Source organism: Kitasatospora sp. NPDC040550, assembly GCF_055594965.1.
In genome coordinates, this window is the sequence record NZ_JBVIWC010000014.1 from 17,659 (window position 1) to 41,394 (window position 23,736).

The window sequence follows — 23,736 nt, forward strand, 5'->3', positions numbered from 1 at the left end:
GCGGGGGCAGCGGGTTGAGCTCCCGGCGATGCGGCGCCGGGGGTTCGGGGTGGGCCGGTCGGACCGTCGGCCGTCAGACCACCAGGGGGCGGTCGGTGGGCCGGATCGGGGCGGGAAGCGGGGTCTTGCCGCCCAGGTGCTTGTCCACCGCGGCGGCGGCCGAACGGCCTTCCGCGATGGCCCAGACGATCAGTGACTGGCCACGGCCGGCGTCTCCGCAGACGTACACGCCATCGACATTGGTGGCGAACCGGCCGTCGCGGCCAATGTTACCGCGTGTGTCGAGGTCGACGCCGAGCTGCTCGACCAGGCCGTTCTTCACGTCCGTCCCGGTGAAGCCCATGGCCAGGGTGACCAGCTGGGCCGGCAGGGCCCGCTCGGTGCCGGAGACGGGCTCGAACCGGCCGTCCTTGAACTCGACCTCGACCAGGTGCAGTTCCTGGACGTTGCCGTCCTCGTCGCCGGTGAAGTGGGTGGTGTTGACGGAGTAGATCCGCTCGCCGCCCTCCTCGTGCGCGGAGGTGACCTTGTAGGTCATCGGCATGGTGGGCCAGGGCTGGTGCCCGGGCCGCTCCTCGCCGGGGCGCGGCATGATCTCCAGCTGGGTGACGGAGAGGGCGCCCTGGCGGTGGGCGGTGCCGACGCAGTCCGCGCCGGTGTCGCCGCCGCCGATGACGACCACGTGCTTGCCCTTGGCGCTGATCGGGGAGTCGACGAGGTCGCCCTCCTGGACCTTGTTGGCCAGCGGCAGGTACTCCATCGCCTGGTGGACGCCCTTGAGCTCGCGTCCGGGGACCGGCAGGTCGCGGGCGGTGGTGGCGCCGGCGGCGATCACCACGGCGTCGAAGCGCTCGCGCAGCTGCTGGCCGGTGATGTCCTCGCCGACGTGCACGCCGGTGCGGAACCGGGTGCCCTCCGCCCGCATCTGCTCGATGCGGCGGTTGATGTGGCGCTTCTCCATCTTGAACTCGGGGATGCCGTAACGCAGCAGCCCGCCGATCCGGTCGGCGCGCTCGTACACCACCACGGTGTGCCCGGCCCGGGTGAGCTGCTGGGCGGCGGCCAGGCCGGCCGGGCCGGAGCCGACGACGGCGACAGTCTTGCCGGAGAGCCGCTCCGGGATCTGCGGGGTGACCCCGCCGCGGTCCCAGGCCTTGTCGATGATGGTGACCTCGACGTTCTTGATGGTCACCGCGTCCTGGTTGATGCCGAGCACGCACGCCGACTCGCAGGGCGCCGGGCACAGCCGCCCGGTGAACTCCGGGAAGTTGTTGGTGGCGTGCAGCCGCTCGATGGCGCCGGTGAAGTCGTCGCGGTAGGCGAGGTCGTTCCACTCGGGGATGAGGTTCCCGAGCGGGCAGCCGTTGTGGCAGAACGGGATGCCGCAGTCCATGCAGCGGCCGGCCTGCTCGGTGATGATCGGCAGGAGGCTGCGCTCGACGTAGACCTCGTTCCAGTCCTTGATCCGCACGTCGACCGGGCGGCGCTCCGCCAGCTGCTTGGGCGTGGTCAGGAAGCCCTTGGGGTCAGCCATGTGCCGCCTCCATCATCTTGCGAGTGGTCTCGGTCTCGGAGAGACCGTCGCGCTCGGCGGCGTCCTTGGCGGCGAGCACTGCCTTGTAGTCGGTCGGCATGATCTTGGAGAAGCGGGAGACCCCGCTGCCCCAGTCGGCCAGGAGTTCGGCGGCGACGGTGGAGCCGGTCTCCTCGTAGTGCTGCTGCACGGTCTCGCGCAGCCAGTCGCGGTCGGCGGCGGTCGGGGCCTCGATGCCCACCATGCCGTCGTTGACGTTGGCGGGGCGCAGGTCCAGGACGTACGCGACGCCGCCGGACATGCCGGCCGCGAGGTTGCGTCCGGTCTCGCCGAGGACGACGACCCGGCCGCCGGTCATGTACTCCAGGCCGTGGTCGCCGACGCCCTCGACGACGAGGGTGGCGCCGGAGTTGCGGACGGCGAAGCGCTCACCGGCCTTGCCGCGCAGGTGGATCCGGCCGGAAGTGGCGCCGTAGCCGATGGTGTTCCCGGCGATGACGTGGTTCTGGGCGTCGTTGCCGATGGCCGCGGCCTCGCGGGCCGGGCGGACGACGAGCACGCCGCCGGAGAGGCCCTTGCCCACGTAGTCGTTGGCGTCGCCCTCCAGCCGCAGGGTGATCCCCCTCGGCACGAAGGCGCCGAAGGACTGTCCGGCGGAGCCGGTGAAGGTGACGTCGATGGTCCCCTCCGGCAGGCCCTCGCCGCGGTACCGCTTGGTCACCTGGTGGCCGAGCATGGTGCCGACGGTGCGGTTGACGTTGCGGATCGGCAGCTGGATCCGCACCGACTCGCCGCGCTCCAGGGCGTCCTCGGCCAGCGTGATCAGCTGGTTGTCCAGGGCCTTGTCCAGCGCGTGGTCCTGCTCGGTGGTGCGGTGCCGGGCGGCGCCCTCGGGCAGTTCGGGCACGTGGAACAGCGGGGCCAGGTCGAGCCCGACGGCCTTCCAGTGGTCCACGGCGGCCTGGGCGTTGATGTGCTCGGCGCGGCCGACGGCCTCCTCGATCGAGCGGAAGCCCAGCGAGGCCAGGATCTCCCGGACCTCCTCGGCGATGAACTCGAAGAAGTTGACCACGAATTCGGGCTTGCCGGAGAAGCGCTCGCGCAGCACCGGGTTCTGGGTGGCGACGCCGACCGGGCAGGTGTCCAGGTGGCAGACGCGCATCATGATGCAGCCGGAGACGACCAGCGGGGCGGTGGCGAAGCCGAACTCCTCGGCGCCGAGCAGCGCGGCGATGACCACGTCGCGGCCGGTCTTCAACTGGCCGTCGGTCTGGACGACGATGCGGTCGCGCAGCCCGTTCAGCAGCAGGGTCTGCTGGGTCTCGGCGAGGCCGAGCTCCCAGGGGCCGCCGGCGTGCTTGAGCGAGGTCAGCGGTGAGGCGCCGGTGCCGCCGTCGTGGCCGGAGACCAGCACCACGTCGGCGTGCGCCTTGGAGACGCCGGCCGCGACCGTACCGACGCCGACCTCGGAGACCAGCTTCACGTGGATGCGGGCCGCCGGGTTGGCGTTCTTGAGGTCGTGGATCAGCTGGGCCAGGTCCTCGATCGAGTAGATGTCGTGGTGCGGCGGCGGCGAGATCAGGCCGACGCCCGGGGTGGAGTGCCGGGTCCTGGCGACCCACGGGTAGACCTTGTGGCCGGGCAGCTGACCGCCCTCGCCGGGCTTGGCGCCCTGGGCCATCTTGATCTGGATGTCGTCGGCGTTGACCAGGTACTCGGAGGTGACGCCGAAGCGGCCGGAGGCGACCTGCTTGATCGCCGAGCGGCGCTCGGGGTCGTAGAGGCGGTCCGGGTCCTCGCCGCCCTCGCCGGTGTTGGACTTGCCGCCGAGGCGGTTCATCGCGATGGCGAGGGTCTCGTGGGCCTCCAGCGAGATGGAGCCGTAGGACATCGCGCCGGTGGAGAAGCGCTTGACGATCTCGGAGACCGGCTCGACCTCCTCCACCGGGATCGGCTCCCGGTCGAGGCCGTCCAGCTGGAACAGGCCGCGCAGCGTCATCAGCCGCTCGGACTGCTCGTTCACCCGGTCCGTGTACTGCTTGAAGATGTCGTACCGGCGGTTGCGGGTGGAGTGCTGGAGCCGGAAGACGGTGTCCGGGTCGAACAGGTGCGGCTCGCCCTCGCGGCGCCACTGGTACTCGCCGCCGATGTCCAGCGCGCGGTGCGCGGCCGGGATGCCGGAGGCCGGGTACGCCTTGGCGTGCCGGGCGGCGGTCTCCTTGGCGATCTCCTCCAGCCCGATGCCGCCGAGCTTGGTGGTGGTGCCGGCGAAGTAGGCGTCGACCAGGCCCTGGGAGAGGCCGATGGCCTCGAAGACCTGGGCCCCGCGGTAGGAGGCGACGGTGGAGATGCCCATCTTGGACATCACCTTGAGCACGCCCTTGCCGAGCGCCTTGATCAGGTTCTTGATCGCCTTCTCGGCCTCGACGCCCTGGATGAAGACGTTCTGGGCGACCAGGTCCTCGACCGACTCCATCGCCAGGTAGGGGTTGACGGCCCCGGCGCCGTAGCCGATCAGCAGCGCGACGTGGTGCACCTCGCGCACGTCACCGGCCTCGACCAGCAGCGACACCTGGGTGCGCTGCTTGGTGCGGATCAGGTGGTGGTGGATCGCGGAGGTGAGCAGCAGCGAGGGGATCGGGGCGTGCTCGGCGTCGGAGTGCCGGTCGGAGAGCACGATGATCCGGGCACCGTCGGCGATCGCGGCGTCGGCCTCGGCGGCGATCTCCGCCAGCCGCGCGGCCAGGCCCGCTCCCCCGCTGGCGACCTTGTACAGGCCGGACAGCGTGACGGCCTTCAACCCGGGCTGGTCGCCGTCGGCGTTGACGTGGACCAGCTTGGCCAGTTCGTCGTTGTCGATCACCGGGAAGGTGATGCCGACGGAGCGGCAGGAGGCGGACTCGGCGACCAGCAGGTTGCCCTCGGGGCCGAGGTTGGACAGCAGCGAGGTGACGAGCTCCTCGCGGATGGCGTCCAGCGGCGGGTTGGTGACCTGCGCGAAGAGCTGCACGAAGTAGTCGAACAGCAGCCGCGGCTTCTCGCTCAGGGCGGCGATCGGCGAGTCGGTGCCCATCGAGCCGAGCGCCTCGGCGCCGGTCCTGGCCATCGGTGCCAAGATGACGCGCAGCTCCTCCTCGGTGTAGCCGAAGGTCTGCTGGCGGCGGGTGACGGAGGCGTGGGTGTGGGCGATGTGCTCGCGCTCGGGCAGCTTGGCGAGCTGGATCTGCCCGGCGCCGACCCACTCCTCGTAGGGGTGCTCGGCGGCGAGGGCGGACTTGATCTCCTCGTCCTCGACGATCCGGCCCTGGACGGTGTCCACCAGGAACATCCGGCCGGGCTGGAGGCGGCCCTTCCTGGTGACCTTCTCCTGGTCGATGTCGAGCACGCCGACCTCGGAGGAGAGGACGACCAGGCCGTCCTCGGTGATCCAGTAGCGGGCCGGGCGCAGGCCGTTGCGGTCGAGCACGGCGCCGACCTGGGTGCCGTCGGTGAAGGTGACGCAGGCCGGGCCGTCCCAGGGCTCCATCAGGTTGGAGTGGTACTGGTAGAAGGCGCGGCGGGCCGGCTCCATGGTGGCGTGGTTCTCCCACGCCTCCGGGATCATCATCAGCACCGAGTGCGGCAGCGAGCGGCCGCCGAGGTGCAGCAGTTCCAGGACCTCGTCGAAGGACGCGGAGTCCGAGTGGTCCGGCGTGCAGATCGGGAAGATCCGCTCCAGACCCTGCCCGTTCCTGTTGGCCGGGATCAGGTCCGTCGCGAGCTGCGACTCCCGGGCCCGCATCCAGTTGCGGTTGCCCTTCACCGTGTTGATCTCGCCGTTGTGCGCGACGAAGCGGTACGGGTGGGCGAGCGGCCAGCTCGGGAAGGTGTTGGTGGAGAACCGCGAGTGCACCAGGCCGATCGCGGACGCGTAGCCGCGGTCCGACAGGTCGGGGAAGAAGGGCTCCAGCTGGCCGGTGGTCAGCATGCCCTTGTAGACGATGGTGCGGGCGGACAGCGACGGGAAGTACACCCCGGCCTCGCGCTCGGCCCGCTTGCGGACGACGAAGGCGACCCGGTCCAGCTCGATCCCCGACCGGCCGTCCTGGGCCAGGAAGAGCTGCCGGAAGCGCGGCATCACGCTGCGTGCGGTGGCGCCGAGCAGGTCCGGGGTGACCGGCACGTCGCGCCAGCCGAGGACGGTCAGGTCCTCCTCGGCCGCGATGGCCTCGATCTGCGTGACGGCGGCACCGGCGGCCTCGTCCTCGTCCGGGAGGAAGGCGATGCCCACCGCGTAGGAGCCGGCGGCCGGGAGCTCGAAGTCGACCTTGCCGCGCAGGAACGCGTCCGGGACCTGGGTCAGGATGCCCGCGCCGTCGCCGGAGTCCGGCTCGGCGCCGGTGGCGCCGCGGTGCTCCAGGTTGCGCAGGACGTTCAGCGCCTGCTCGACGATGGTGTGGTCGGCGATGCCGGTCAGCGTGGCGACGAAACCGACGCCGCAGGCGTCGTGCTCGTTCCGCGGGTCGTACAGGCCCTGAGCAGCAGGTCGCGCATCCGGCACGAGCGCGTACGGCTGGCGGGCGGCGCCGGCCTGGGGCTCGTTGGCGGAGTGCGTGGATGCAGACAGCATCGGCTCTCCCGTCGTCGTCTTTCGGCAAGTTGGTGCAAGTAGGGACGACGTTGGCCCTGATGCGGTGAATCGATGTCGTGCAAGTTACATGATGCCCAGGATCCCGAGAAGCGGAATATCCCGTCCACATGGCGGACGGACGCGCAGGTCAGGGGGCCGGAGAAGAGGACGTGCCACAGTGCACGTCCCGACGATTGTGCCCGGCCGTCCCCGGCCTGAAACAGGGGCGAAACCGGATCGCCACACAAGCCGATCATGAACGCCTGGGAATCCATCCCGGGAGCCCGGTTCCCGGATGCGAATCCGCGGCTCCGAGGCCCGGATGATGAGACGATGCCGGGCAACGCGCGACGTCCATGTGTGAAACGTCACCCATTGCCCGGCATAGTCATGCAGTGCTGTCGCCGCCCGCCCTAGCCGACGTGCCCGCCGATCAGCCACCCCAGCAGGTACGTCACCCCGGCCGCGGCCCCGCCCAGCACCAGCTGCCGCAGCCCGCTGAACCACCAGCTGCGCGCCGTCACCCGGGCCACCACCGCGCCGCACAGGAACAGCCCCAGGCCCGCCAGGAGCATCGCCGGCAGCAGCGTGGTCGCCCCCAGCAGGTACGGCAGCAGCGGCAGCAGCGCGCCCAGCGCGAAGCACAGGAAGGACGAGCCGGCCGCGACCAGCGGCGAGGGCAGGTCGTTGGGGTCGATCCCCAGCTCCTCCCGGGCGTGCACCTCCAGCGCCAGCTCCGGGTCCCGGGAGAGCTGCCGGGCCACCTCGTGGGCGAGCTCCGGGTCCACCCCGCGCGAGACGTACACCTGCGCCAGCTCGGCCAGCTCGCCGTGCGGGTTGCGGCTCAGCTCCAGCCGCTCGGCCTCGATCTCGGCCTGCACCAGCTCCCGCTGGGAGGCCACCGAGGTGTACTCCCCCGCCGCCATCGAGCAGGCACCGGCCGCCAGGCCCGCCAGTCCGGTGAGGATCACGGTGCCGTTGGAGGCCGCGCCGCCGACCACACCGGTCATCAGCGCGAAGTTCGACACCAGGCCGTCCACCGCCCCGAACACCGCGGGCCGCAGCCACCCGCCGTTGACGTCGCGGTGGTGGTCGGCCGCGGGTATCCGCGGGTGCTGGGCGGGCTCGGCTTCCAGGGTGCTGGCAGTCACGGTTCTTCCCCTCCGTCTTTCGTTCGTCGCCCCGACCGTAGCCCCGTTGACCTGCGCATTTCCAGCAAAGTAAGGCTGTCCGAACAGCACTGAGGCCACCCTTCGCAAGGGTGGCCTCAGTAGCGGGGAAGTCCCTGGTCAGATCGGGTTCTTGGCGTCCTTGCCGGCCTTCTCGGCGCCCTGGTCGGCCGGTTCGGCCGCCGCCTTTTCGTCCAGCAGTCGAGACGGCTTGTCCCCGTCCACCGTCTCGCTCGGCTTCGGAACCGCCGCCTCCGCCGTCTTCCGCGCCGCGTCCTTCTCCTGCGCCGCGTCCTTCTCCGCCGCCTCCGCGTGCGCCGCCGGGTCGATGCTCGCCGGGTCCTCCCGGCCGGGCCGCTTCTTCCCGACGACCACGAAGTACACGACGGCGCCGATGAACACCACGATCGAGGTCCAGTCGTTCAGCCGCAGGCCGAAGTAGACGTGCGCCTCGTCGATCCGCAGCCACTCGGTCCAGAACCGGCCCACCGTGTACGCGGCGACGTACAGCGCGAAGGCCCGGCCGTGGCCCAGCCGCCAGCGCCGGTCCGCCCAGATCACCAGCAGCGCGACGGCCACGTCCCAGATCGACTCGTACAGGAAGGTCGGGTGGAAGACCCCGTTCACGACCTCACCGTCGGGCAGCGTCTTGTGGATCTCCAGACCCCACGGCAGCGTGGTGGCCCGCCCGTACAGCTCCTGGTTGAAGTAGTTGCCCCAGCGGCCCATCGCCTGCGCGAGCACGATGCCCGGCGCGATGGCGTCGGCGTAGGCGGGCAGCGGCACGCCCCGGCGGCGGCAGCCGATCCAGGCGCCGACCGCGCCGAGCGCGACCGCGCCCCAGATGCCGAGGCCGCCCTCCCAGATCTTGAAGGCGTTCCAGGGGTTCTTCCCCTCGCCGAAGTAGAGCTGGTGGTCGGTGATCACGTGGTACAGCCGGCCGCCGACGAGGCCGAAGGGCACGGCCCACACGGCGATGTCACCGACGGTGTGCTTGGCACCGCCCCGGGCGACCCAGCGCTTGCTGCCGAGCCAGACGGCCGCGACGACCCCGAGGATGATGCAGAAGGCGTAGGCGCGCAGCGGGACCGGTCCGAGGTACAGGACGCCCCGCGACGGGCTGGGAATGTAGGCGATATCCATGGCAGTTCCGACGCTACAGGGTCCGGCGTCCCCTTCCGACACCCCCGGGGTCACAGAAACCGAACAACGAATGCCGCCGCCCCCTCCCGAACGGAAGGGGGCGGCGGCCGGACGGGCTCAGCCGGCCGACGGCGAGGGGTTGTTGGCCTCCGAGGCGGCGGCGGTGGGCGCCGGGGTCTGACCGTTCGGGCCCGCCGTGCCCAACTGCTTGCCCTGGTTGGCGGCGTCCACCCACTTCACCAGGTTCGCCGGGGTGATCTCCTCGTTGCCGTTCTTCGGGTAGATCGGCTGGCCGTTGAGCAGCACCGTCGGGGTGGACTTGTAGCTGGACTTGTCGAAGTCCTGCTGCACCGCCGACACCCATCCGCCGTACTTGTTGTCGTTGACGCAGGCCTGGAACTCCGGCGTGTCCAGCCCCCCCACCTGCTTCGCCAGGTTGAGCAGCACCGCCTTGTTCCCGAAGGCGTCGTTGGTCTCGTCCGGCTGGTTGCGGTACAGCACGTCGTGGTAGTCCCGGAAGTGCCCGGCGTCCTGGGCGCAGGCCAGCGCGTTGGCGCCGTTCTTCGAGCCCTTGCCCGGCACCGCCCGGTCGATGAAGGACACCACGTGGGCGTTGGTGTAGATCTTCCCGGCGTCCTCGAGCTGGTCGATGGTGGCCGAGAACTCGCGCTCGAAGATCCCGCAGGCCGGACAGCGCGGGTCCTCGTACACGGTGAGCACCGACGGCGCGTTGCCGGCGCCGACCGGGATGACCAGGTTCTTGTCGCCGATCGTCCCGGCCGGGGCGGCGGTCGGGGTCTCCGGCTTGGAGCGCTGGTTCTGCACCAGCACGCCGGTGACCACCGCGGCGGCGATCACCACGAGCACGGCTCCGCCGACGACCAGCTTCTTCCTGCGCCGCGAGCCGGCCTCCTCGGCCGCCCGCTGCTCCAGCATCCGCTCACGGGCGGTGCGCTTGCCTTCTCGGTTCTTCTCGCTCATTGCCTTGACATCCACGGTCTGGGGCCTTCGTCGGGTGCGGGGATGGGAATGGCCGGGCGGGTCAGCTCGCCAGCCAGCCGTCGGCCGAGAGCCGGGTGCGGGGCCGCCACAGCAGGTACCCGGCCAGCAGCAGGAAGCCGGTGTCGCGGAGGATCTCCTGCAGGTACTCGGTCTGCGAGGCGTCGACGTGCCCTCCGCCGCCGAAGCAGCCGCAGTCGATCGAGATCCCGCGCGCCCAGGCCGAGGCGATCCCGGCGATGAAGGCGAGCAGCAGCAGCGCCGACACCCCGGCGACCAGGCGGACCCCGAGACCGACCACCAGCAGCAGGGCGAGCGCCAGCTCCAGGAAGGGCAGCCCGTAGCCGATCGGTTTGACCAGGCCCTCGGGCAGGATCTCGTACGCCCGCACCGCCTGGGCCGCCTCCGCCGGGTCGGCGATCTTCGCCAGCCCGGCCCACCCCCAGACCACGGCCAGGCCGAGCCGCGCGACCGTACCGATCCACTCGCTCCGGACCGGCACCCGCCGCGGCGCGGGCGCGGAGCCACCGGACTGCACTGCCGGCCCCGCCATCAGGGAACCCCCCTCGGGAAACTCGTTCACTTCCTGACGAACCGTAAGGGATGAAGCCCGGTTCCTCCGGATTCACGAATTAAGCCGGACGAGTGACGTTCCGTCCGATTCCCTCGAACACCCCTACGTCACCGGCACCCCTGCATCCGCCCCGGGTCGAACAGCTCCGGCCGCCCCTCGTGCGATCCCCGCGCGGCCCGCTCCGCCGCGCCCCACCGCGCCGCCTCCGCGCAGGCCACCGCCTCCCGCTCGGCCCGCTCCGCCCCCCGCTTGGCCAGGGCCTGCCCCACCTCGGTGTGCGCGCCGACCGCGGCCCCCAGAGCCAGCGCGGCCGCCGCCGCCCGCAGCAGCACGGCCCGATGAAGCCCAGCCACCCGCTCACCCCTTCGCTAGCCCGGCCGCCCCCGTACACGTGGTTCGTGCACTCGTCCCTCCACTCAACGCCGGTCAACCCCGCCTGATGCGTGTCGCCCCCGCTCTTCACCCGTTCGGGGCCGCCGCACCGCTGACGCCCCCGGAAAAGGCCGACGACCCGCTCCCCCCGGAGGGGGAACGGGCCGTCGGCCGACGACCGCTACCGCGGGTCAGCGCCTGCGCACACCCGCCGCCAGCTCCCCGGCCAGCGCGCGGACCGCGGCCAGACCGGCGGCCTCGTCCGCACCGGCCTCCAGGATCCGCTTCACGAACGCGGACCCGACGATGACGCCGTCCGCGAACCGGGCGACCTCCGCCGCCTGCGCGGCGTCGGAGACCCCGAGCCCGACGCAGACCGGCAGGTCGGTGGTGGCCCGGGTCCGGGCGACCAGGTCCTCCGCCAGCGAGCCCACCGCGGACCGCGTCCCGGTCACCCCCATGACGGCGGCCGCGTAGACGAAGCCGCTCCCGGCCGCCGTGACCTCCGCCAGCCGCGCGTCCTTGCTGCTCGGCGCGACCACGAACACGGTGTCCAGCCCGTGCTCGTCCGCCGCCTTGCGCCACTCCTCGGACTCCTCCACCGGCAGGTCCGGCAGGATGCACCCGGCCCCGCCCGCAGCGGCCAGGTCGGCCGCGAAGCGCGCCACCCCGTACCGGTCGACCGGGTTCCAGTAGGTCATCACCAGCACCGCCGTCCCCGGGTGGGCGGCGGCCACCTCCTGGACGGTCCGCAGCACGTCCTTGATCCGCACCCCGCCCCGCAGCGCGATGTCGTCCGCGGTCTGGATCACGGCCCCGTCCAGGACCGGGTCGGAGTGCGGCAGCCCGATCTCGACGACGTCGCAGCCGCCCTCGATCAGCGCGCCGACCGCCCGGATCCCGCCGTCGACCGTGGGGAACCCGGCCGGGAGGTACCCGATCAGCGCGGCCCGGTCCTCGGCCCTGGCCGCCGCCAGTACGGTGCTCAGCTTCGAAGCCATGATCACTTACCCCCCTCGGCCGCGCCGCCGGCCGCGTCGCCGGAGCCGGCCGGCGAGTCGTAGAGCCCGAAGTACTGGGCCGCGGTGTGCATGTCCTTGTCGCCGCGCCCGGAGAGCGAGACCAGGATGGTCGCCTCCGGTCCGAGCTCGCGGCCCAGCTCCAGCGCGCCGGCGAGCGCGTGGGCGCTCTCGATGGCCGGGATGATCCCCTCGGTGCGGGAGAGCAGCCGCAGTGCCTGCATCGCCGCGTCGTCCGTGACCGGCCGGTACTCGGCCCGCCCGGTGTCCTTGAGCCAGGCGTGCTCCGGCCCGACGCCGGGGTAGTCCAGCCCGGCCGAGATGGAGTGCGACTCGATGGTCTGCCCGTCCTCGTCCTGGAGGACGTACGTCCGGGAGCCGTGCAGCACGCCGGGGTCGCCCTTGGTCAGGGTGGCCGCGTGCCGGGGGGTGTCGGCGCCCTCGCCGGCCGCCTCGCAGCCGATCAGCCGCACGCCGGCGTCCGGGATGAACTCGTGGAAGATGCCCATCGCGTTGGAGCCGCCGCCGACGCAGGCCACGACCGCGTCGGGCAGCCGCCCGGTCCGGTCGAGCACCTGCTGCCGCGCCTCGACCCCAATGACCCGGTGGAAGTCGCGGACCATCATCGGGAAGGGGTGCGGCCCGGCGACCGTCCCGAACAGGTAGTGGGTGGAGTCGACGTTGGCGACCCAGTCGCGGAAGGCCTCGTTGATGGCGTCCTTGAGCGTCCGCGAGCCGGACTTGACGGCGACGACCTCGGCCCCGAGCATCCGCATCCGGGCGACGTTGAGCGCCTGGCGCTCGGTGTCGACCTCGCCCATGTAGATGGTGCAGTCGAAGCCGAACAGGGCGCAGGCGGTGGCGGTGGCCACCCCGTGCTGGCCGGCCCCGGTCTCGGCGATGATCCGGGTCTTGCCCATCCGCTTGGTGAGCAGGGCCTGGCCCAGCACGTTGTTGATCTTGTGCGAGCCGGTGTGGTTGAGGTCCTCGCGCTTGAGCAGGATCCGGGCGCCGCCCGCCTCGGCGGAGAAGCGGTGCACGTCGGTCAGCGGGCTCGGGCGCCCGGTGTAGTCCTTGAGCAGCCCGTCCAGCTCGGCGGTGAAGGCCGGGTCGGTCTTGGCCTTCTCGTACTCCTCGGCGACCTGCTCGACCGCGGCGACCAGCGCCTCGGGGATGAAGCGGCCGCCGTACGCGCCGAAGTAGCCGCGGGCGTCCGGCACCTGGGCGCCGGGCAGGTAGTCCTTCTCGGACATTGTGGTTTCCCTTGACGGAGATGGATGACGGTGACGTCTGATCGGCTGGTTCAGCCGTGCGTCACGCGCCATCGCCGTCCGGGCACCTGACCCGGCTCGCACCCGATCACGTACCGCACCCGACGCCCCAGCACCCGGCGTGCGGGCGCGCGGCAGCCGCGCGGGCGGCAGCCGGGGGCGAGTCGGGTGGCGATCTTCATCGGGGCGGTGTCAGTCCTTGTGCCGGACGGCGGGGTGGGCGCCGGCCGCGACCAGGTCGGCGACCGCGGCCCGCGGGTCCTTGCCGGTCACCAGGGACTCGCCGACCAGCACCGCGTCGGCGCCCAGGTTGGCGTAGCCGATCACGTCCAGCGGGCCGCGCACACCGGACTCGGCGATCTTGACGATGCCGTCCGGAATGGCGTGGGCGACGTTCTCGAAGGTGTTGCGGTCCACTTCGAGGGTCTTCAGGTTGCGGGCGTTGACGCCGATGATCCGCGCCCCGGCGTCCACCGCGCGCTTGATCTCCTCCTCGTCGTGCACCTCGACCAGCGGCGTGAGGCCGATCGACTCGGCGCGCTCGATCAGCGACACCAGGGCCGGCTGGTCGAGGGCGGCGACGATCAGCAGCGCGAGGTCGGCGCCGTGGGCGCGGGCCTCCCAGAGCTGGTAGGCGGTGACGATGAAGTCCTTGCGCAGCAGCGGGGTGTCCACCGCGGCCCGGACGGTGTCCAGGTCGGCGAGCGACCCGCCGAAGCGGCGCTGCTCGGTCAGCACGCTGATCGCGGCGGCACCGCCGGCCGCGTAGTCGCGGGCCAGGGCCGCCGGGTCGGCGATCGAGGCCAGCGCGCCCTTGGACGGGCTGGAGCGCTTGACCTCGCAGATCACCCGGATCCCGTCGCCCTTGAGGGCGGCGACGCCGTCCTTGGCCTCCGGAGCCTTGGCCGCGAGTGCCTTGAGCTCGTCCAGGGAGACCCGGGCCTGCCGCTCGGCGAGGTCCTCGCGGACCCCTTCGATGATCGAGTCGAGCACACTCACTCAGGAGCCCCCATCATTTCTGCTGGTTCGCCAGCGCGAGCCGGACGGGCGGGGGCCCGTCGGCCCTTCGATGGTATCGGCACCCGGGTGCGCTCAGCGCATCCGCCCGGCCCGCGTCTCGCGGAACGGGACGCTCCCGGTACGGCTCTCAACTGCGGCTTCACCGGCTCTCCACCGGCCGCGGCCGGGGCGGCCTCGGGTCGGCGCCGGCCCGCCGGGCCCGGCTCAGACCACCGGCGGCGCCAGCCCGGCCCCCACCGGCAGGTTCCGCACCACCGCGAACACCAGCACCAGCAGGGCGATCAGCGCCCAGCGCCGAGCGCCCACCGAGACCCGCACCGGCGGCCCGCCGGTCAGCGCCGCCCAGGCCCAGCGCAGCCAGAGCAGCGCCAGCACCGCGAACAGCAGGACGGCCACGGCGTTGTCGTGCAGCGCGCCGGTGAGGTCCCCGTGGGCCAGCGCGTGGACGCAGCGCAGGCCCCCGCAGCCGGGGCACCACCAGCCGGTGGCGGTCAGGAAGGGGCAGTCGGGGTAGTGCCCGGGGGCGTTCGGGTCCACCGCCGCGACGTACCCGGCGGGGACGGCGACCGCCGCCAGCGCGGCCAGTGGCGGGCCCATCCGGCGCAGCACGGGCGGCGGGGCGGAGGCGGTGGGGGCGGCGTTCACGCCCCGATTGTGCCCGCGTCGGGCCCGGACAGAACGAAACGGCGGGCGCGGCGCGCCCGCCGTTCGGTTGTGCGAATACCCGCTGGTCAGGCGGCGACGGCCTCGCGGGCCTCGACGGCCGCGCGGCGGGCGGCGTGCTGCTCCGCGACCGACTTGTAGACGTTGGTGCTGGCCTGCTTGCCCATGCCGGCCATCGACATGGCCTTGCCGACGATGCCGCCCACCAGGACGACCGCCAGACCGGCCCAGACGAGCAGCGGCGACGGCAGGATCATCGCGACGCCCGCGATGCCGAAGCCGACGAAGGAGATGACGACGCCGGTCCAGGCGGCGGGGTTGTGGCCGTGTGCTGCTGCTGACATCGATGGTGCTCCTAGGCTCTCGGGGCCCGGCCGGGCCTGCGGGGCCGCCGGCGGGTTGACGGTTCCCATTGTGCCGGGCCACACACCGGCTCCCCAAAGCGGGTGGCCCGTCTACCGCGTCACACCGGGGCGGGCGCCGCGCGGCGGCGGGCGCTACACAGCGGCGGGCGCTACACGGCGGTCGGGTCCTCGCCGCGGTCCAGGGCCTTCCACAGGTCACCGGGGGTGTCGGCCGTGGCCGGGGCCTTGCGGGTCGGCGCCTCGTAGCGGCTGCCCATGGCCGGCCAGCCGCGGCCGTAGCGCAGGGTGATCAGCCCGGCCAGGGCGAGCAGCAGTCCGCCGGCCAGCGCGACCCAGGGCCAGCCGGTGTGCGACACCTCGGTGGCGGTGGAGCCGGCCAGCGCCAGCTTGCCGGAGGCGGCGCTGTCCAGCGCGGCGGTGTCCGAGGCCCCGGCCACCGAGGCGGCGGCCGCGCCCAGCCCGGCCAGCAGGGTCAGCGCGCCGACCGCGAGCCGGCCCGCGCCGCGCACGGCGAACACCGCGACGGCCGCGGCCAGGCCCACCAGGGCCAGCCCGCCGGGCAGTTCGGAGATCCTGCCGCCGGTGACGGACACGTCCAGGGTGCCGGCCCGGCCCTCGGCCCAGGTCCGCCCGGCCGCGGTCAGCACCAGCACGGCGCTCAGCACGGTCAGCAGCAGCATCACGCCGAGCGTGCGGCGGCCCGCCCCGGACGGGGCGGGAGCGGCGGGGGCGGGGGTCTGGTCTGCAGCGGTCACCCGTCCACTATCCCCCGGGCCACGCCCCGCGCCGTACCCGGGGTGGGGAACTCGTCCGTCCGCAGCACCACGGTGCGCCCGCCCAGCGGCAGGAACAGGTCGTTGCCGAAGGGCACCCGCTCGGCCTCCCGGTACACCCCGCCGGAGGACGGCGCGGTGTGCACGGTGCAGGTGGCGGCCGCCGGGTCGACCACCACGTACAGCGGTACGCCGCTCTCCGCGCAGGCCCGCGCCCAGGCGTGGTCGCGGCCCGGGTGGGCCACCTCCAGCACCGCCTCGGCCGCGGCGGCCGCGTACCGGCCCCGGGCGTTGTGGACGGCGTCCGCGGCGAGCACCGCCAGGTCCGGGGCGAGCGGGCCGTGCGCGGCCGGGAAGTCGATCAGGACGCGGGACAACACCCGTCCCCGGCCGCCGAGTTCACCCCGGATCTGGACGGCCGCGCCGAACACGACCTCCCAGCGCAGCTCGTCGTACGGCACCTCGGGCATCCGGCCGCCTCCTCACGCCTCAGGACAGGTCCGGCCTCCGCAGCGTATTGGCGGTGGCGACGGCCCGCAGCACGGCGGCCGCCTTGTTGCGGCACTCGGTGTCCTCGCCGTGCGGGTCCGAGTCGGCGACCACGCCCGCGCCCGCCTGCACGTACGCGGTGCCGTCGCGCAGCACCGCGGTGCGGATCGCGATCGCGGTGTCCGAGTCCCCGGCGAAGTCCAGGTAGCCGACGCAGCCGCCGTACAGGCCGCGGCGGGTGGGCTCCAGCTCCTCGATGATCCGCATCGCCCGCGGCTTGGGCGCGCCGGACAGGGTGCCCGCCGGGAAGCAGGCCGTCAGCACGTCGAAGGCGCTGCGCCCGGGGGCGACCGTGCCGGTCACCGTCGAGACGATGTGCATCACGTGGCTGTAGCGCTCGATCTGCATGAAGTCGACCACCTCGACGCTGCCCGGCTCGCAGACCCGTCCCAGGTCGTTGCGGCCCAGGTCGACCAGCATCAGGTGCTCGGCCCGCTCCTTGGGGTCGGCCAGCAGCTCGGCGGCCAGCGCCGCGTCCTCGTGCGGGGTCGCGCCGCGGTGCCGGGTGCCGGCGATCGGGTGCAGCATCGCCTCCCCCTCGGTGACCTTGACCAACGCCTCGGGGCTGGAGCCGACCACGTCGAAGCCGCCCTCGGCGCCGCCGTCCGGGCCGGGGAAGCGGAACAGGTACATGTACGGGCTCGGGTTGGTGGTGCGCAGCACCCGGTAGACGTCCAGCGCGGAGGCCGGGCAAGGCGCCTCGAAGCGCTGCGAGGGCACCACCTGGAAGGCCTCGCCGGCCCGGATCCGCTCCTTGATCTCCTCCACCGCGGCCCGGTACGGCGCCCCGCCGAACGGCGAGTGCACCTCCCCCGGACCGGCCGGGGTGAAGGTCGCCAGGCCCGGGTCGACCGGCTTCAACAGGCCGGCCTCCATCGCGTCCAGGCGCGCCACCGCGTCCGCGTACGCCTCGTCCACGCCGCTCGCCAGGTCGTTGTGGTTGACGGCGTTGGCGATCAGCAGCACCGTGCCGTCGGAGTGGTCGAGCACCGCGAGGTCGGTGGCCAGCAGCATGGTCAGCTCGGGGAGCCCGAGGTCGTCCGGGTTCAGGTCCGGCAGCTTCTCCAGCCGCCGGACGATGTCGTACCCGAGGTAGCCGACCAGGCCGCCGGTCAGCGGCGGCAGGCCGTCGTCGGCGCGCCGCGGGGTGTGCAGCGCCTCCAGGGCGGCCCGCAGCACCTCCAGCGGGTCGCCGCCGGTCGGGATGCCCACCGGCGGGGTGCCCAGCCAGCGGGCGCCCCCGTCCGCGTCGGCGGTCAGCGCGGCGGCGCTGCGCACGCCCACGAAGGAGTAGCGCGACCAGCTGCCCTGCTCGGCGGACTCCAGCAGGAAGGTGCCCGGCCGCTCCTCGGCGAGGCTGCGGTACAGGCCGATCGGGGTGAGGCCGTCCGCGAGGAGCCTGCGGGTGACGGGGATGACCCGGGTGTCGACGGCGAGCTTGCGGAAGGCTTCGAGGTCCATGCGGGGCGGCACCTTCTGGGTTCTGGAGTCGGCTGTGATCGGGGTGGGTCAGGCGAGCGGGAGGACGTCGGCGTCGAAGCAGGTCCGGTCGCCGGTGTGGCAGGCCGCGCCGGTCTGGTCGACCTTCACCAGCAGGGTGTCGCCGTCGCAGTCCAGTGCCACCGACTTGACCGCCTGCACGTGACCGGAGGTGTCGCCCTTCACCCAGTACTCGTTGCGGCTGCGGCTCCAGTACGTGCAGCGGCCGGTGGTGAGCGTGCGGTGCAGCGCCTCGTCGTCCATCCAGCCCAGCATCAGCACCTCGCCGGTGTCGTACTGCTGCGCGACGGCCGGGACCAGGCCGTCCTCGGTGCGCTTGAGGCGGGCGGCGATCGCGGGGTCGAGAGCGGTGGAGCCGGGGGCGGCGGGTGTGGTGGACATGGGGCCATTGTGTCAGCCCGCCCGGGCGGTGGACCGTTCCGTCCGGGCGGTGGACCGCTCCGTCCGGGCGGCGAACCGTTCGCGGGCGTCCCGTTCGGGGGCAGTTCCGCCAACCGCCTGCCGGGGGCGGCCCCGGTGGTCCATCCTCGGGGCCATGACCTCCGAGCAGCAGCCGCCCGAAGCCGCCGCCACCCGTCCGCCCCGGAGCCTGGTGATCACCGTCGTCGCCGTCCTGGCCGTGCTGCTCGCGGTGGTGGCCACCGTGCTGCTCTGGCCCGAGGACGCCCCGAAGCCCGCCGCCGCCCCGCCCCCGCCCTCGGCCACCCCGACCCCCACCCCCACGCCGACGCCGACCCCCACTCCCAGCAAGCCCCAACCCCCGTACGCCTACTTCCCGGTCGGCACCTGCTTCGACCACCCCCAGCTCAGCCCCGTCATCACCAAAGCCGAGCAACGCCCCTGCACCGGCGACCACGACGGCGAGGTCATCGCCACCCCCAAGCTCCCCGACGGCCTCACCGGCGAGATCCCCCTCGCCCTCGCCATGCGCGACGGCTGCAAGACCGCCGAAACCACCGCCGAATCCCACCAACCCCCCGGCCGCACCTACTACCCCCGCCAGTTCGGCCCCGCCCTCGCCAACTACAAGGACGGCTGGCGCGACTACACCTGCACCCTCACCGCCGGCAACAAACAGGGCAGCCCCAAACTCACCGGCCAGCTCCACCCGTAGGGCCCGTCCTCGAACGGGCCGTAGGGCCCGTCTTCAAACCCCCGGCGTCGGCCCGCAGGCGGGGGCTTGAAGACGGGCCCTAGGCTTGCCACCATGCCGAACCACGCCCTCGCCGAACGCCACCGCCTCGCCGAACTCCTCACCGCCGCAGGGCCGGACGCGCCGACCCTCTGCGCCGGGTGGACCACCCGGGACCTCGCCGCCCACCTGGTGATCCGCGAGCGCCGCCCCGACGCCGCGGCCGGCATCCAGGTCGCCGCCCTGGCCGGCCGGACGAAGCGCATTCAGGACGACTACGCGGCACGCCCCTACGAGGAACTGGTCCGGCTCTTCCGCGCCGGCCCGCCCGTCTACTCCCTGTTCGCCCTCCCCGGCGCCGACGAAGCGGCCAACACCGTCGAGTACTTCGTCCACGCCGAGGACGTCGCCCGGGCCGGCGAGGACTGGACCGCCCAGCCCGTCCCGCCGGGTCGCGCCGAGGCCCTCTGGCGCCGCCTCCCCATGATCGCCCGCTTCGAGGCCGGCCGCCGCTCCCCCGTCCGCCTCGCTCTCACCCGCCCCGACGGCGAGTCCCTCACCGTCGGCCCTGCCGGCGGCCCCACCGTCCACCTCACCGGCGACCCCGGCGACCTCGTCCTCTTCACCTACGGCCGCGGCGCCCGCACCACCCTCACCGTCGACGGCCCCCAGGACGCCGTCGAAGCCCTCCGCCACGTCCTGCCGCTGCCGTAACAGCGTCCGGGCTCTGCGCAGGACGTCGGCCAGGCCGACGTCCTGCGCAGACTCTCCCCGACCGTCCTACGGCGTGAGTCGGTTCGGGCCGCGGAAGAGGAAGGTGGCCTCGCGGATCGAGGGCAGGCCGAGCAGGACCATCAGGACCCGGCCGAGGCCCATGCCGAAGCCTCCGTGCGGCGGGCAGCCGTACCGGAACGCGTTCAGGTAGTCCCGCATCGGCTCCGCGCTCATGCCCTTCTCGGCGGCCTGCTCCAGCAGCACGTCGTACCGGTGCTCGCGCTGGGCGCCGGTGGTGATCTCCAGGCCCTTCCAGAGCAGGTCGAAGCTCAGGGTGACAGCCGGGTCGTCGGCGGGGCGCTTGTGGTAGAAGGGCCGGATGCCGACCGGGTAGTGGGTGATGAAGGCGAACTCGTGCCCGGTGGCCTCCTTGAGGTGGGCCGCGATGGCCCGTTCGCCCTCCGGGTCGAGGTCGTCCTTGACGCCCTCCGGGTCCCAGCCGCCCTCGCGGAGGATCTCCTGCGCCTCGGCCATGGTGATGCGGGGGAAGGGCGTCGTGGGCACGGTGACCTCGACGCCGAAGTGCTCGGCGATCGCCTCCCCGTGCGCGTCGGCGACCTCGGCGATGGCGTGGGCGAGCATCCGCTCCTCGAAGGCCATCACCTCCTCGACCCCGTCGATCCAGGCCAACTCCACGTCCACGCCGGTGAATTCGGTGGCGTGCCGGGAGGTGAACGAGGGTTCGGCGCGGAAGACCGGCCCGATCTCGAAGACCGTGTCGATGCCGGCCGCGATCGCCATCTGCTTGAAGAACTGCGGCGACTGCGCCAGGTAGGCGCTGCGGCCGAAGTAGCCGACCTCGAAGACCTCCGCGCCGGACTCCGAGGCGGTGCCCATCAGCTTGGGGGTGTGCATCTCGGTGGCGCCCTGCGCGTGGGCGTACCCGCGCAGGCCCTGTTCCAGGGTGGTCTGGACGGCGAACAGCAGCTGCGCGGCGGGACGGCGGCGCACGTCCAGGAAGCGCCAGTCGAGCCGCTGCTCCGGGCCGGTGCGGTCGTCGATCGGCAGTGGAGTGGCGGCCGGGTTGAGCACCTCGACCGTCTCGGGGACGAGCTCCAGGCCGCCGAGTTTGACCTGGGCCGCCTCGACGACGCGGCCGGTGATCCGCACGGCGGACTCGGGGGTGAGGGCTTCGAGCCGGGCCTCCAGCGGCCCGCCGTCCCGCCGGTGGGTCACCTGCACCAGGCCGGTGCCGTCCCGCACGACGACGAACTGCATCGCGCGCTGCAGGCGCAGGGTGTGCACCCAGCCGCAGACGGAGACGGTACGGCCGACGTGTTCCCGCAACTCGGAGACACGGACGCGGCTGTGGATCATTGAGGTCCTCCGAAGGACATCGTCATGATCCCTTGGGAGTGCGGGCGAGAAGGGTGACTCGCGGTACCACCGCACTTTCGCCGCCACCGGAGCAGCGGCCTCGTTCAGGCCCGGTGACGGGGGCCGGCCGGCGGGGCATTGGACCACCGGATACGGGGTCGTTCCTCCCCGCGCTCAGGAGGGTCTTCGCCTCGGGACGCGAGACCGCCTTCCCAGCTTCCGGCGGTTCTCTCTGCTCGCGTGTTCCCTTGCTACTCGTCTCCGTCGACGCGTTGCGCAGCAGGATACGAAGCGGGTGGCAGCGGTGGCAACCGAGAAACCCGCGCGGTCGCGGGGGCTCACCGGTGGTGCTGGTGAGCCCCCACAGCCGGGTCGGCCGGTCAGCCCTTGGGGCGGCCCTTGGAGATGAACAGCTGGACCGTCCCGTTCGCCGCCACGGTGAGCCCGGCCTGCGGCTCGGAGTTGATGACGGACCCGGCGGGCGCCTTCCAGTCGGTGAGCTCGTGGACCTCGTAGCGCAGCCCGGCCGCGTCCAGCAGCCGGGTGGCGGCGTCCCGGGACAGGCCGGCGAGCGGGGGCACGGGCACCGTCGCGGTGCCGGGCGCGGGCGGGGCGGCGGGGGAAGGGGCGCCCTCGGTCGCCGTCGGCCCGCCGACGGGCGCCGACACCGGGGCCGAGGCCGACGCCGAGACGGACGCGGACCCGGAAGCGGGCGCCGACTGGACGGCCGGGGCCGGCCCGGTCCCCGACGGGCGGTCCCCGCCACCCGTCGATCCGGGCACGAGCAGGGCCGCGCCCGCCGCGATGGCGGCAACCGCCGCCACCGCCGCGGCTCCGGTGAGCGCGGTGCGCCGGCGCACCGCGCGCCGGATCCCCACGGCGTCGATCACGGGGGCGGGGGCGTCGTCGGCGAAGGCAGTCATGGCGGCGAGCAACTCCTGATCGAAAGCGGAACCGAAAGCGGAACCGGATGCGGGGTCGGATGCGGGGTCGGATGCGGGGTCGGGGTCGTGGGGCGGGAAACGGATCATCACGCACCTTCACGCGAGGTCGACGACGCGGACGGGACGTCCTGCCGAGGCAGCGCGGCCCGCAATTTCGCGAGCCCGCGGGCGAGTTGTGAGCGCACGGCGCCGGGAGAGATGTCGAGGGTCTGCGCGATCTCCTGGTCCCCGAGGTCGTGGAGGTAGTACAGGACGACCACGGTGCGCATCCCCATCGGCAGCGTGTGCAGCGCCGCGACGAGCTCCGCGCGCAGCTCCACCGACCGGTAGGCGTCGCGGGGATCGGGGTGCTCGACTCCGGGTTCCGGCGCGGGGCGCTCGCCCGAGCGGTGCAGCCGCCGCCAGCGGTCGTTGGCCAGGTTCACCAGGATCCGACGGACGTACGCCTCGGGCACCTCCGCGCGCGCCACCCGCCGCCAGTGGCGGCAGGCCCGCTCCAGCGTCTCCTGCACGAGGTCCTCAGCGGTGTGGGCGTCCCCGGTGAGCACGTACGCCGTGCGGAACAGCGCGCCCGAACGCTGCTCCACGAACTCGACGAAGTCGATCCCGGGACCGGTCCTGCGCAGCCTCACCCGCGGCCTCACTCTCTCCCGCCGTCACTTCCACCCCCATGACGGCCGCCGGCCGCGCCCTGCTGCACGGCCACCGTGGAAGTGGCGCGGCTCACACCCGCCGGTGCCCGGCCACCCCACCGCCGGCGGTCGACGACGACGGCGGGCCCGCCGGCCGGGGAGATCCCCGACCGACGGGCCCGCCGTCCGACCTTCGGCCTACCAGCCGCCGGTGCCGATCTCGGTGCGGGAGCTCAGACCCTTGCCGGTGCCCTTGTAGAGGTAGAGCTTTCCGGTCTCGCCCGGCGCGGACTCCACCGCCGCCAGGTCACCGATGCCGTCACCGGTGAAGTCCGCCCCCGCGTAGTCGGAGATGCCGTTCCAACCACCGGAACCGATCTCCACCCGGTCACCCACACCGTGGCCGGTGCCCGGGTACAGCCACAGCTTCCCCGTCGACGTCTCGGTCGCCACCAGGTCGTCCTTGCCGTCCTTGTTCATGTCACCAGGACTGACGATCTTGTTCATCCCGTTCCAACCACCGGAACCGATCTCCACCCGGTCACCCAGGGACCCGCCACGGCCGGGGTACAGCCACAGCTTGCCGGTCGAGTTCTCACTCGCCACGACATCGGCGACGCCGTCGCCGTTGAAGTCGCCCACCGCGGTGTTGTTCATGCCGTTCCAGCCGCCGCTGCCGAGCTCGATCCGGCCTTCGATGCCGTGGCCGTTGCCCGGGTACAGCCAGAGCTTGCCGGTCGACTTCTCGGTCGCGACGATGTCGTCCCCGCCGTCACCGTTCAGGTCACCGACCGCCAGGTTGCTCATCCCGTTCCAACCACCGGAACCGATCTCCACCCGGCTGCCCAGCGTGCCCGACCCCGTCCCCGGGTACATCCACAACTTCCCCGTCGACACCTCCACCGCCACCAGGTCCTTCTTGCCGTCACCGTTGAAGTCACCGGCCGTCAGATTCGTCATCCCCGGGTCCGACGGGCCTGCCGGGTACGGGTCCGCATGGTCGGTCGAGAGTCCGGTGCCGGGGCTGCAGGTCCATGCGCCGGCCCCCTGGTCGGCGAGGATCTTCTCGGCGATCAGGATCTGTTCCTTCTTGGTCGCCTGGTGCGGATAGGCCGCGTACTGGGTGCCGCCGTAGTGCCGCCAGTTGTCCTCGGATATCTGGAGCCCGCCGAAGTAGCCGTTGCCGGTGTTGATGGACCAGTTGCCGCTGCTCTCGCAGGCGGCCACCTTGTCCCAGGTGCTGACCGACGCGGCACCGGCCGTGCCGGCGAGGCCGAGGGGCGCGAGGCTCAGCGCGAGGACGGCCAGGCTCCTGCGCATGCGGATGTGTACGGACATGGGTGTTCTCCCCCTGGAATCGGTGTTGGCTGACGTTCG

General features: G+C 72.8%; 23 protein-coding genes. 2 read left to right on the forward strand and 21 right to left on the reverse strand.

Annotation, left to right across the window (positions count from 1 at the left end; genetic code table 11):
* Nucleotides 1–73: 73 nt before the first annotated feature.
* From ACZ58X_RS21200 to hisI, 17 genes are all read right to left on the reverse strand, one after another.
* A complete protein-coding gene (locus ACZ58X_RS21200) occupies nucleotides 74–1,534 on the reverse strand; it encodes a glutamate synthase subunit beta (protein WP_470335159.1) in 1,461 nt (486 codons plus the stop codon).
* Nucleotides 1,527–6,143 (reverse strand): glutamate synthase large subunit, encoded by a 4,617-nt coding sequence (gene gltB / locus ACZ58X_RS21205; RefSeq protein ID WP_470335160.1) that lies wholly within the window; start codon nucleotides 6,141–6,143, stop codon nucleotides 1,527–1,529. Before gltB ends, ACZ58X_RS21200 begins: the two co-directional genes overlap by 8 nt.
* Before the next feature lie 413 nt (nucleotides 6,144–6,556).
* The gene (locus ACZ58X_RS21210; RefSeq protein ID WP_470335310.1) at nucleotides 6,557–7,279 is read right to left on the reverse strand and encodes a VIT1/CCC1 transporter family protein; all 723 of its coding nucleotides are present in this window, start codon (nucleotides 7,277–7,279) and stop codon (nucleotides 6,557–6,559) included.
* 153 nt (nucleotides 7,280–7,432) lie between these two features.
* Nucleotides 7,433–8,455: a prolipoprotein diacylglyceryl transferase gene (gene lgt, locus ACZ58X_RS21215; protein ID WP_470335161.1), complete on the reverse strand. Its 1,023-nt coding sequence runs from the start codon at nucleotides 8,453–8,455 to the stop codon at nucleotides 7,433–7,435.
* A 117-nt stretch (nucleotides 8,456–8,572) separates the two neighbouring features.
* Nucleotides 8,573–9,436, reverse strand: a complete 864-nt coding sequence (locus tag ACZ58X_RS21220; protein WP_470335162.1) for a DsbA family protein — start codon at nucleotides 9,434–9,436, stop codon at nucleotides 8,573–8,575.
* 61 nt (nucleotides 9,437–9,497) lie between these two features.
* Nucleotides 9,498–10,007: a MauE/DoxX family redox-associated membrane protein gene (locus ACZ58X_RS21225; protein ID WP_470335163.1), complete on the reverse strand. Its 510-nt coding sequence runs from the start codon at nucleotides 10,005–10,007 to the stop codon at nucleotides 9,498–9,500.
* A gap of 128 nt (nucleotides 10,008–10,135) precedes the next feature.
* Entirely contained in the window at nucleotides 10,136–10,381 is a 246-nt protein-coding gene (locus ACZ58X_RS21230) for a hypothetical protein (RefSeq protein WP_470335164.1), read from the reverse strand.
* Between the two features lie 210 nt (nucleotides 10,382–10,591).
* On the reverse strand, nucleotides 10,592–11,401 hold the full coding sequence (gene trpA, locus ACZ58X_RS21235) for a tryptophan synthase subunit alpha (RefSeq protein ID WP_470335165.1): 810 nt from the start codon (nucleotides 11,399–11,401) through the stop codon (nucleotides 10,592–10,594).
* A gap of 2 nt (nucleotides 11,402–11,403) precedes the next feature.
* Nucleotides 11,404–12,672 (reverse strand): tryptophan synthase subunit beta, encoded by a 1,269-nt coding sequence (trpB, locus tag ACZ58X_RS21240; protein ID WP_360245162.1) that lies wholly within the window; start codon nucleotides 12,670–12,672, stop codon nucleotides 11,404–11,406.
* 50 nt (nucleotides 12,673–12,722) lie between these two features.
* Entirely contained in the window at nucleotides 12,723–12,872 is a 150-nt protein-coding gene (gene trpM, locus ACZ58X_RS21245) for a tryptophan biosynthesis modulator TrpM (protein WP_167395798.1), read from the reverse strand.
* A gap of 10 nt (nucleotides 12,873–12,882) precedes the next feature.
* Nucleotides 12,883–13,689: an indole-3-glycerol phosphate synthase TrpC gene (gene trpC, locus ACZ58X_RS21250; RefSeq protein WP_470335166.1), complete on the reverse strand. Its 807-nt coding sequence runs from the start codon at nucleotides 13,687–13,689 to the stop codon at nucleotides 12,883–12,885.
* A 225-nt stretch (nucleotides 13,690–13,914) separates the two neighbouring features.
* A complete protein-coding gene (locus ACZ58X_RS21255; protein WP_470335167.1) occupies nucleotides 13,915–14,355 on the reverse strand; it encodes a DUF2752 domain-containing protein in 441 nt (146 codons plus the stop codon).
* Nucleotides 14,356–14,441: 86 nt separating this feature from the next.
* Entirely contained in the window at nucleotides 14,442–14,717 is a 276-nt protein-coding gene (locus ACZ58X_RS21260; RefSeq protein WP_375893350.1) for an HGxxPAAW family protein, read from the reverse strand.
* Between the two features lie 170 nt (nucleotides 14,718–14,887).
* Nucleotides 14,888–15,493 carry a TIGR02234 family membrane protein gene (locus ACZ58X_RS21265; RefSeq protein ID WP_470335168.1) on the reverse strand — a complete coding sequence of 202 codons (606 nt, stop codon included), beginning with the start codon at nucleotides 15,491–15,493 and terminating at the stop codon, nucleotides 14,888–14,890.
* Nucleotides 15,490–15,981, reverse strand: a complete 492-nt coding sequence (locus ACZ58X_RS21270) for a Uma2 family endonuclease (protein ID WP_470335169.1) — start codon at nucleotides 15,979–15,981, stop codon at nucleotides 15,490–15,492. The genes ACZ58X_RS21265 and ACZ58X_RS21270 overlap by 4 nt, the downstream gene beginning before the upstream one ends.
* Before the next feature lie 19 nt (nucleotides 15,982–16,000).
* Nucleotides 16,001–17,521 carry an anthranilate synthase component I gene (locus ACZ58X_RS21275; RefSeq protein ID WP_470335170.1) on the reverse strand — a complete coding sequence of 507 codons (1,521 nt, stop codon included), beginning with the start codon at nucleotides 17,519–17,521 and terminating at the stop codon, nucleotides 16,001–16,003.
* A gap of 48 nt (nucleotides 17,522–17,569) precedes the next feature.
* Nucleotides 17,570–17,941: a phosphoribosyl-AMP cyclohydrolase gene (hisI, locus tag ACZ58X_RS21280; RefSeq protein ID WP_360245180.1), complete on the reverse strand. Its 372-nt coding sequence runs from the start codon at nucleotides 17,939–17,941 to the stop codon at nucleotides 17,570–17,572.
* 154 nt (nucleotides 17,942–18,095) lie between these two features.
* On the opposite strand from hisI, the gene ACZ58X_RS21285 reads away from it, so the two are divergent.
* Complete coding sequence (locus tag ACZ58X_RS21285) at nucleotides 18,096–18,674, forward strand: hypothetical protein (protein ID WP_470335171.1); 579 nt, start codon at nucleotides 18,096–18,098, stop codon at nucleotides 18,672–18,674.
* 93 nt (nucleotides 18,675–18,767) lie between these two features.
* Nucleotides 18,768–19,406, forward strand: a complete 639-nt coding sequence (locus ACZ58X_RS21290) for a TIGR03085 family metal-binding protein (protein WP_470335172.1) — start codon at nucleotides 18,768–18,770, stop codon at nucleotides 19,404–19,406.
* A 66-nt stretch (nucleotides 19,407–19,472) separates the two neighbouring features.
* Here the strand turns inward: ACZ58X_RS21290 and aspS are convergent, their stop codons facing one another.
* From aspS to ACZ58X_RS21310, 4 genes are all read right to left on the reverse strand, one after another.
* Entirely contained in the window at nucleotides 19,473–20,783 is a 1,311-nt protein-coding gene (aspS, locus tag ACZ58X_RS21295; RefSeq protein ID WP_470335173.1) for an aspartate--tRNA(Asn) ligase, read from the reverse strand.
* A 380-nt stretch (nucleotides 20,784–21,163) separates the two neighbouring features.
* Nucleotides 21,164–21,706 (reverse strand): PASTA domain-containing protein, encoded by a 543-nt coding sequence (locus ACZ58X_RS21300; RefSeq protein WP_470335174.1) that lies wholly within the window; start codon nucleotides 21,704–21,706, stop codon nucleotides 21,164–21,166.
* Nucleotides 21,707–21,813: 107 nt separating this feature from the next.
* Nucleotides 21,814–22,293 (reverse strand): SigE family RNA polymerase sigma factor, encoded by a 480-nt coding sequence (locus ACZ58X_RS21305; protein ID WP_402483306.1) that lies wholly within the window; start codon nucleotides 22,291–22,293, stop codon nucleotides 21,814–21,816.
* A 264-nt stretch (nucleotides 22,294–22,557) separates the two neighbouring features.
* Complete coding sequence (locus tag ACZ58X_RS21310; protein WP_470335175.1) at nucleotides 22,558–23,697, reverse strand: FG-GAP-like repeat-containing protein; 1,140 nt, start codon at nucleotides 23,695–23,697, stop codon at nucleotides 22,558–22,560.
* Nucleotides 23,698–23,736 lie beyond the last annotated feature (39 nt).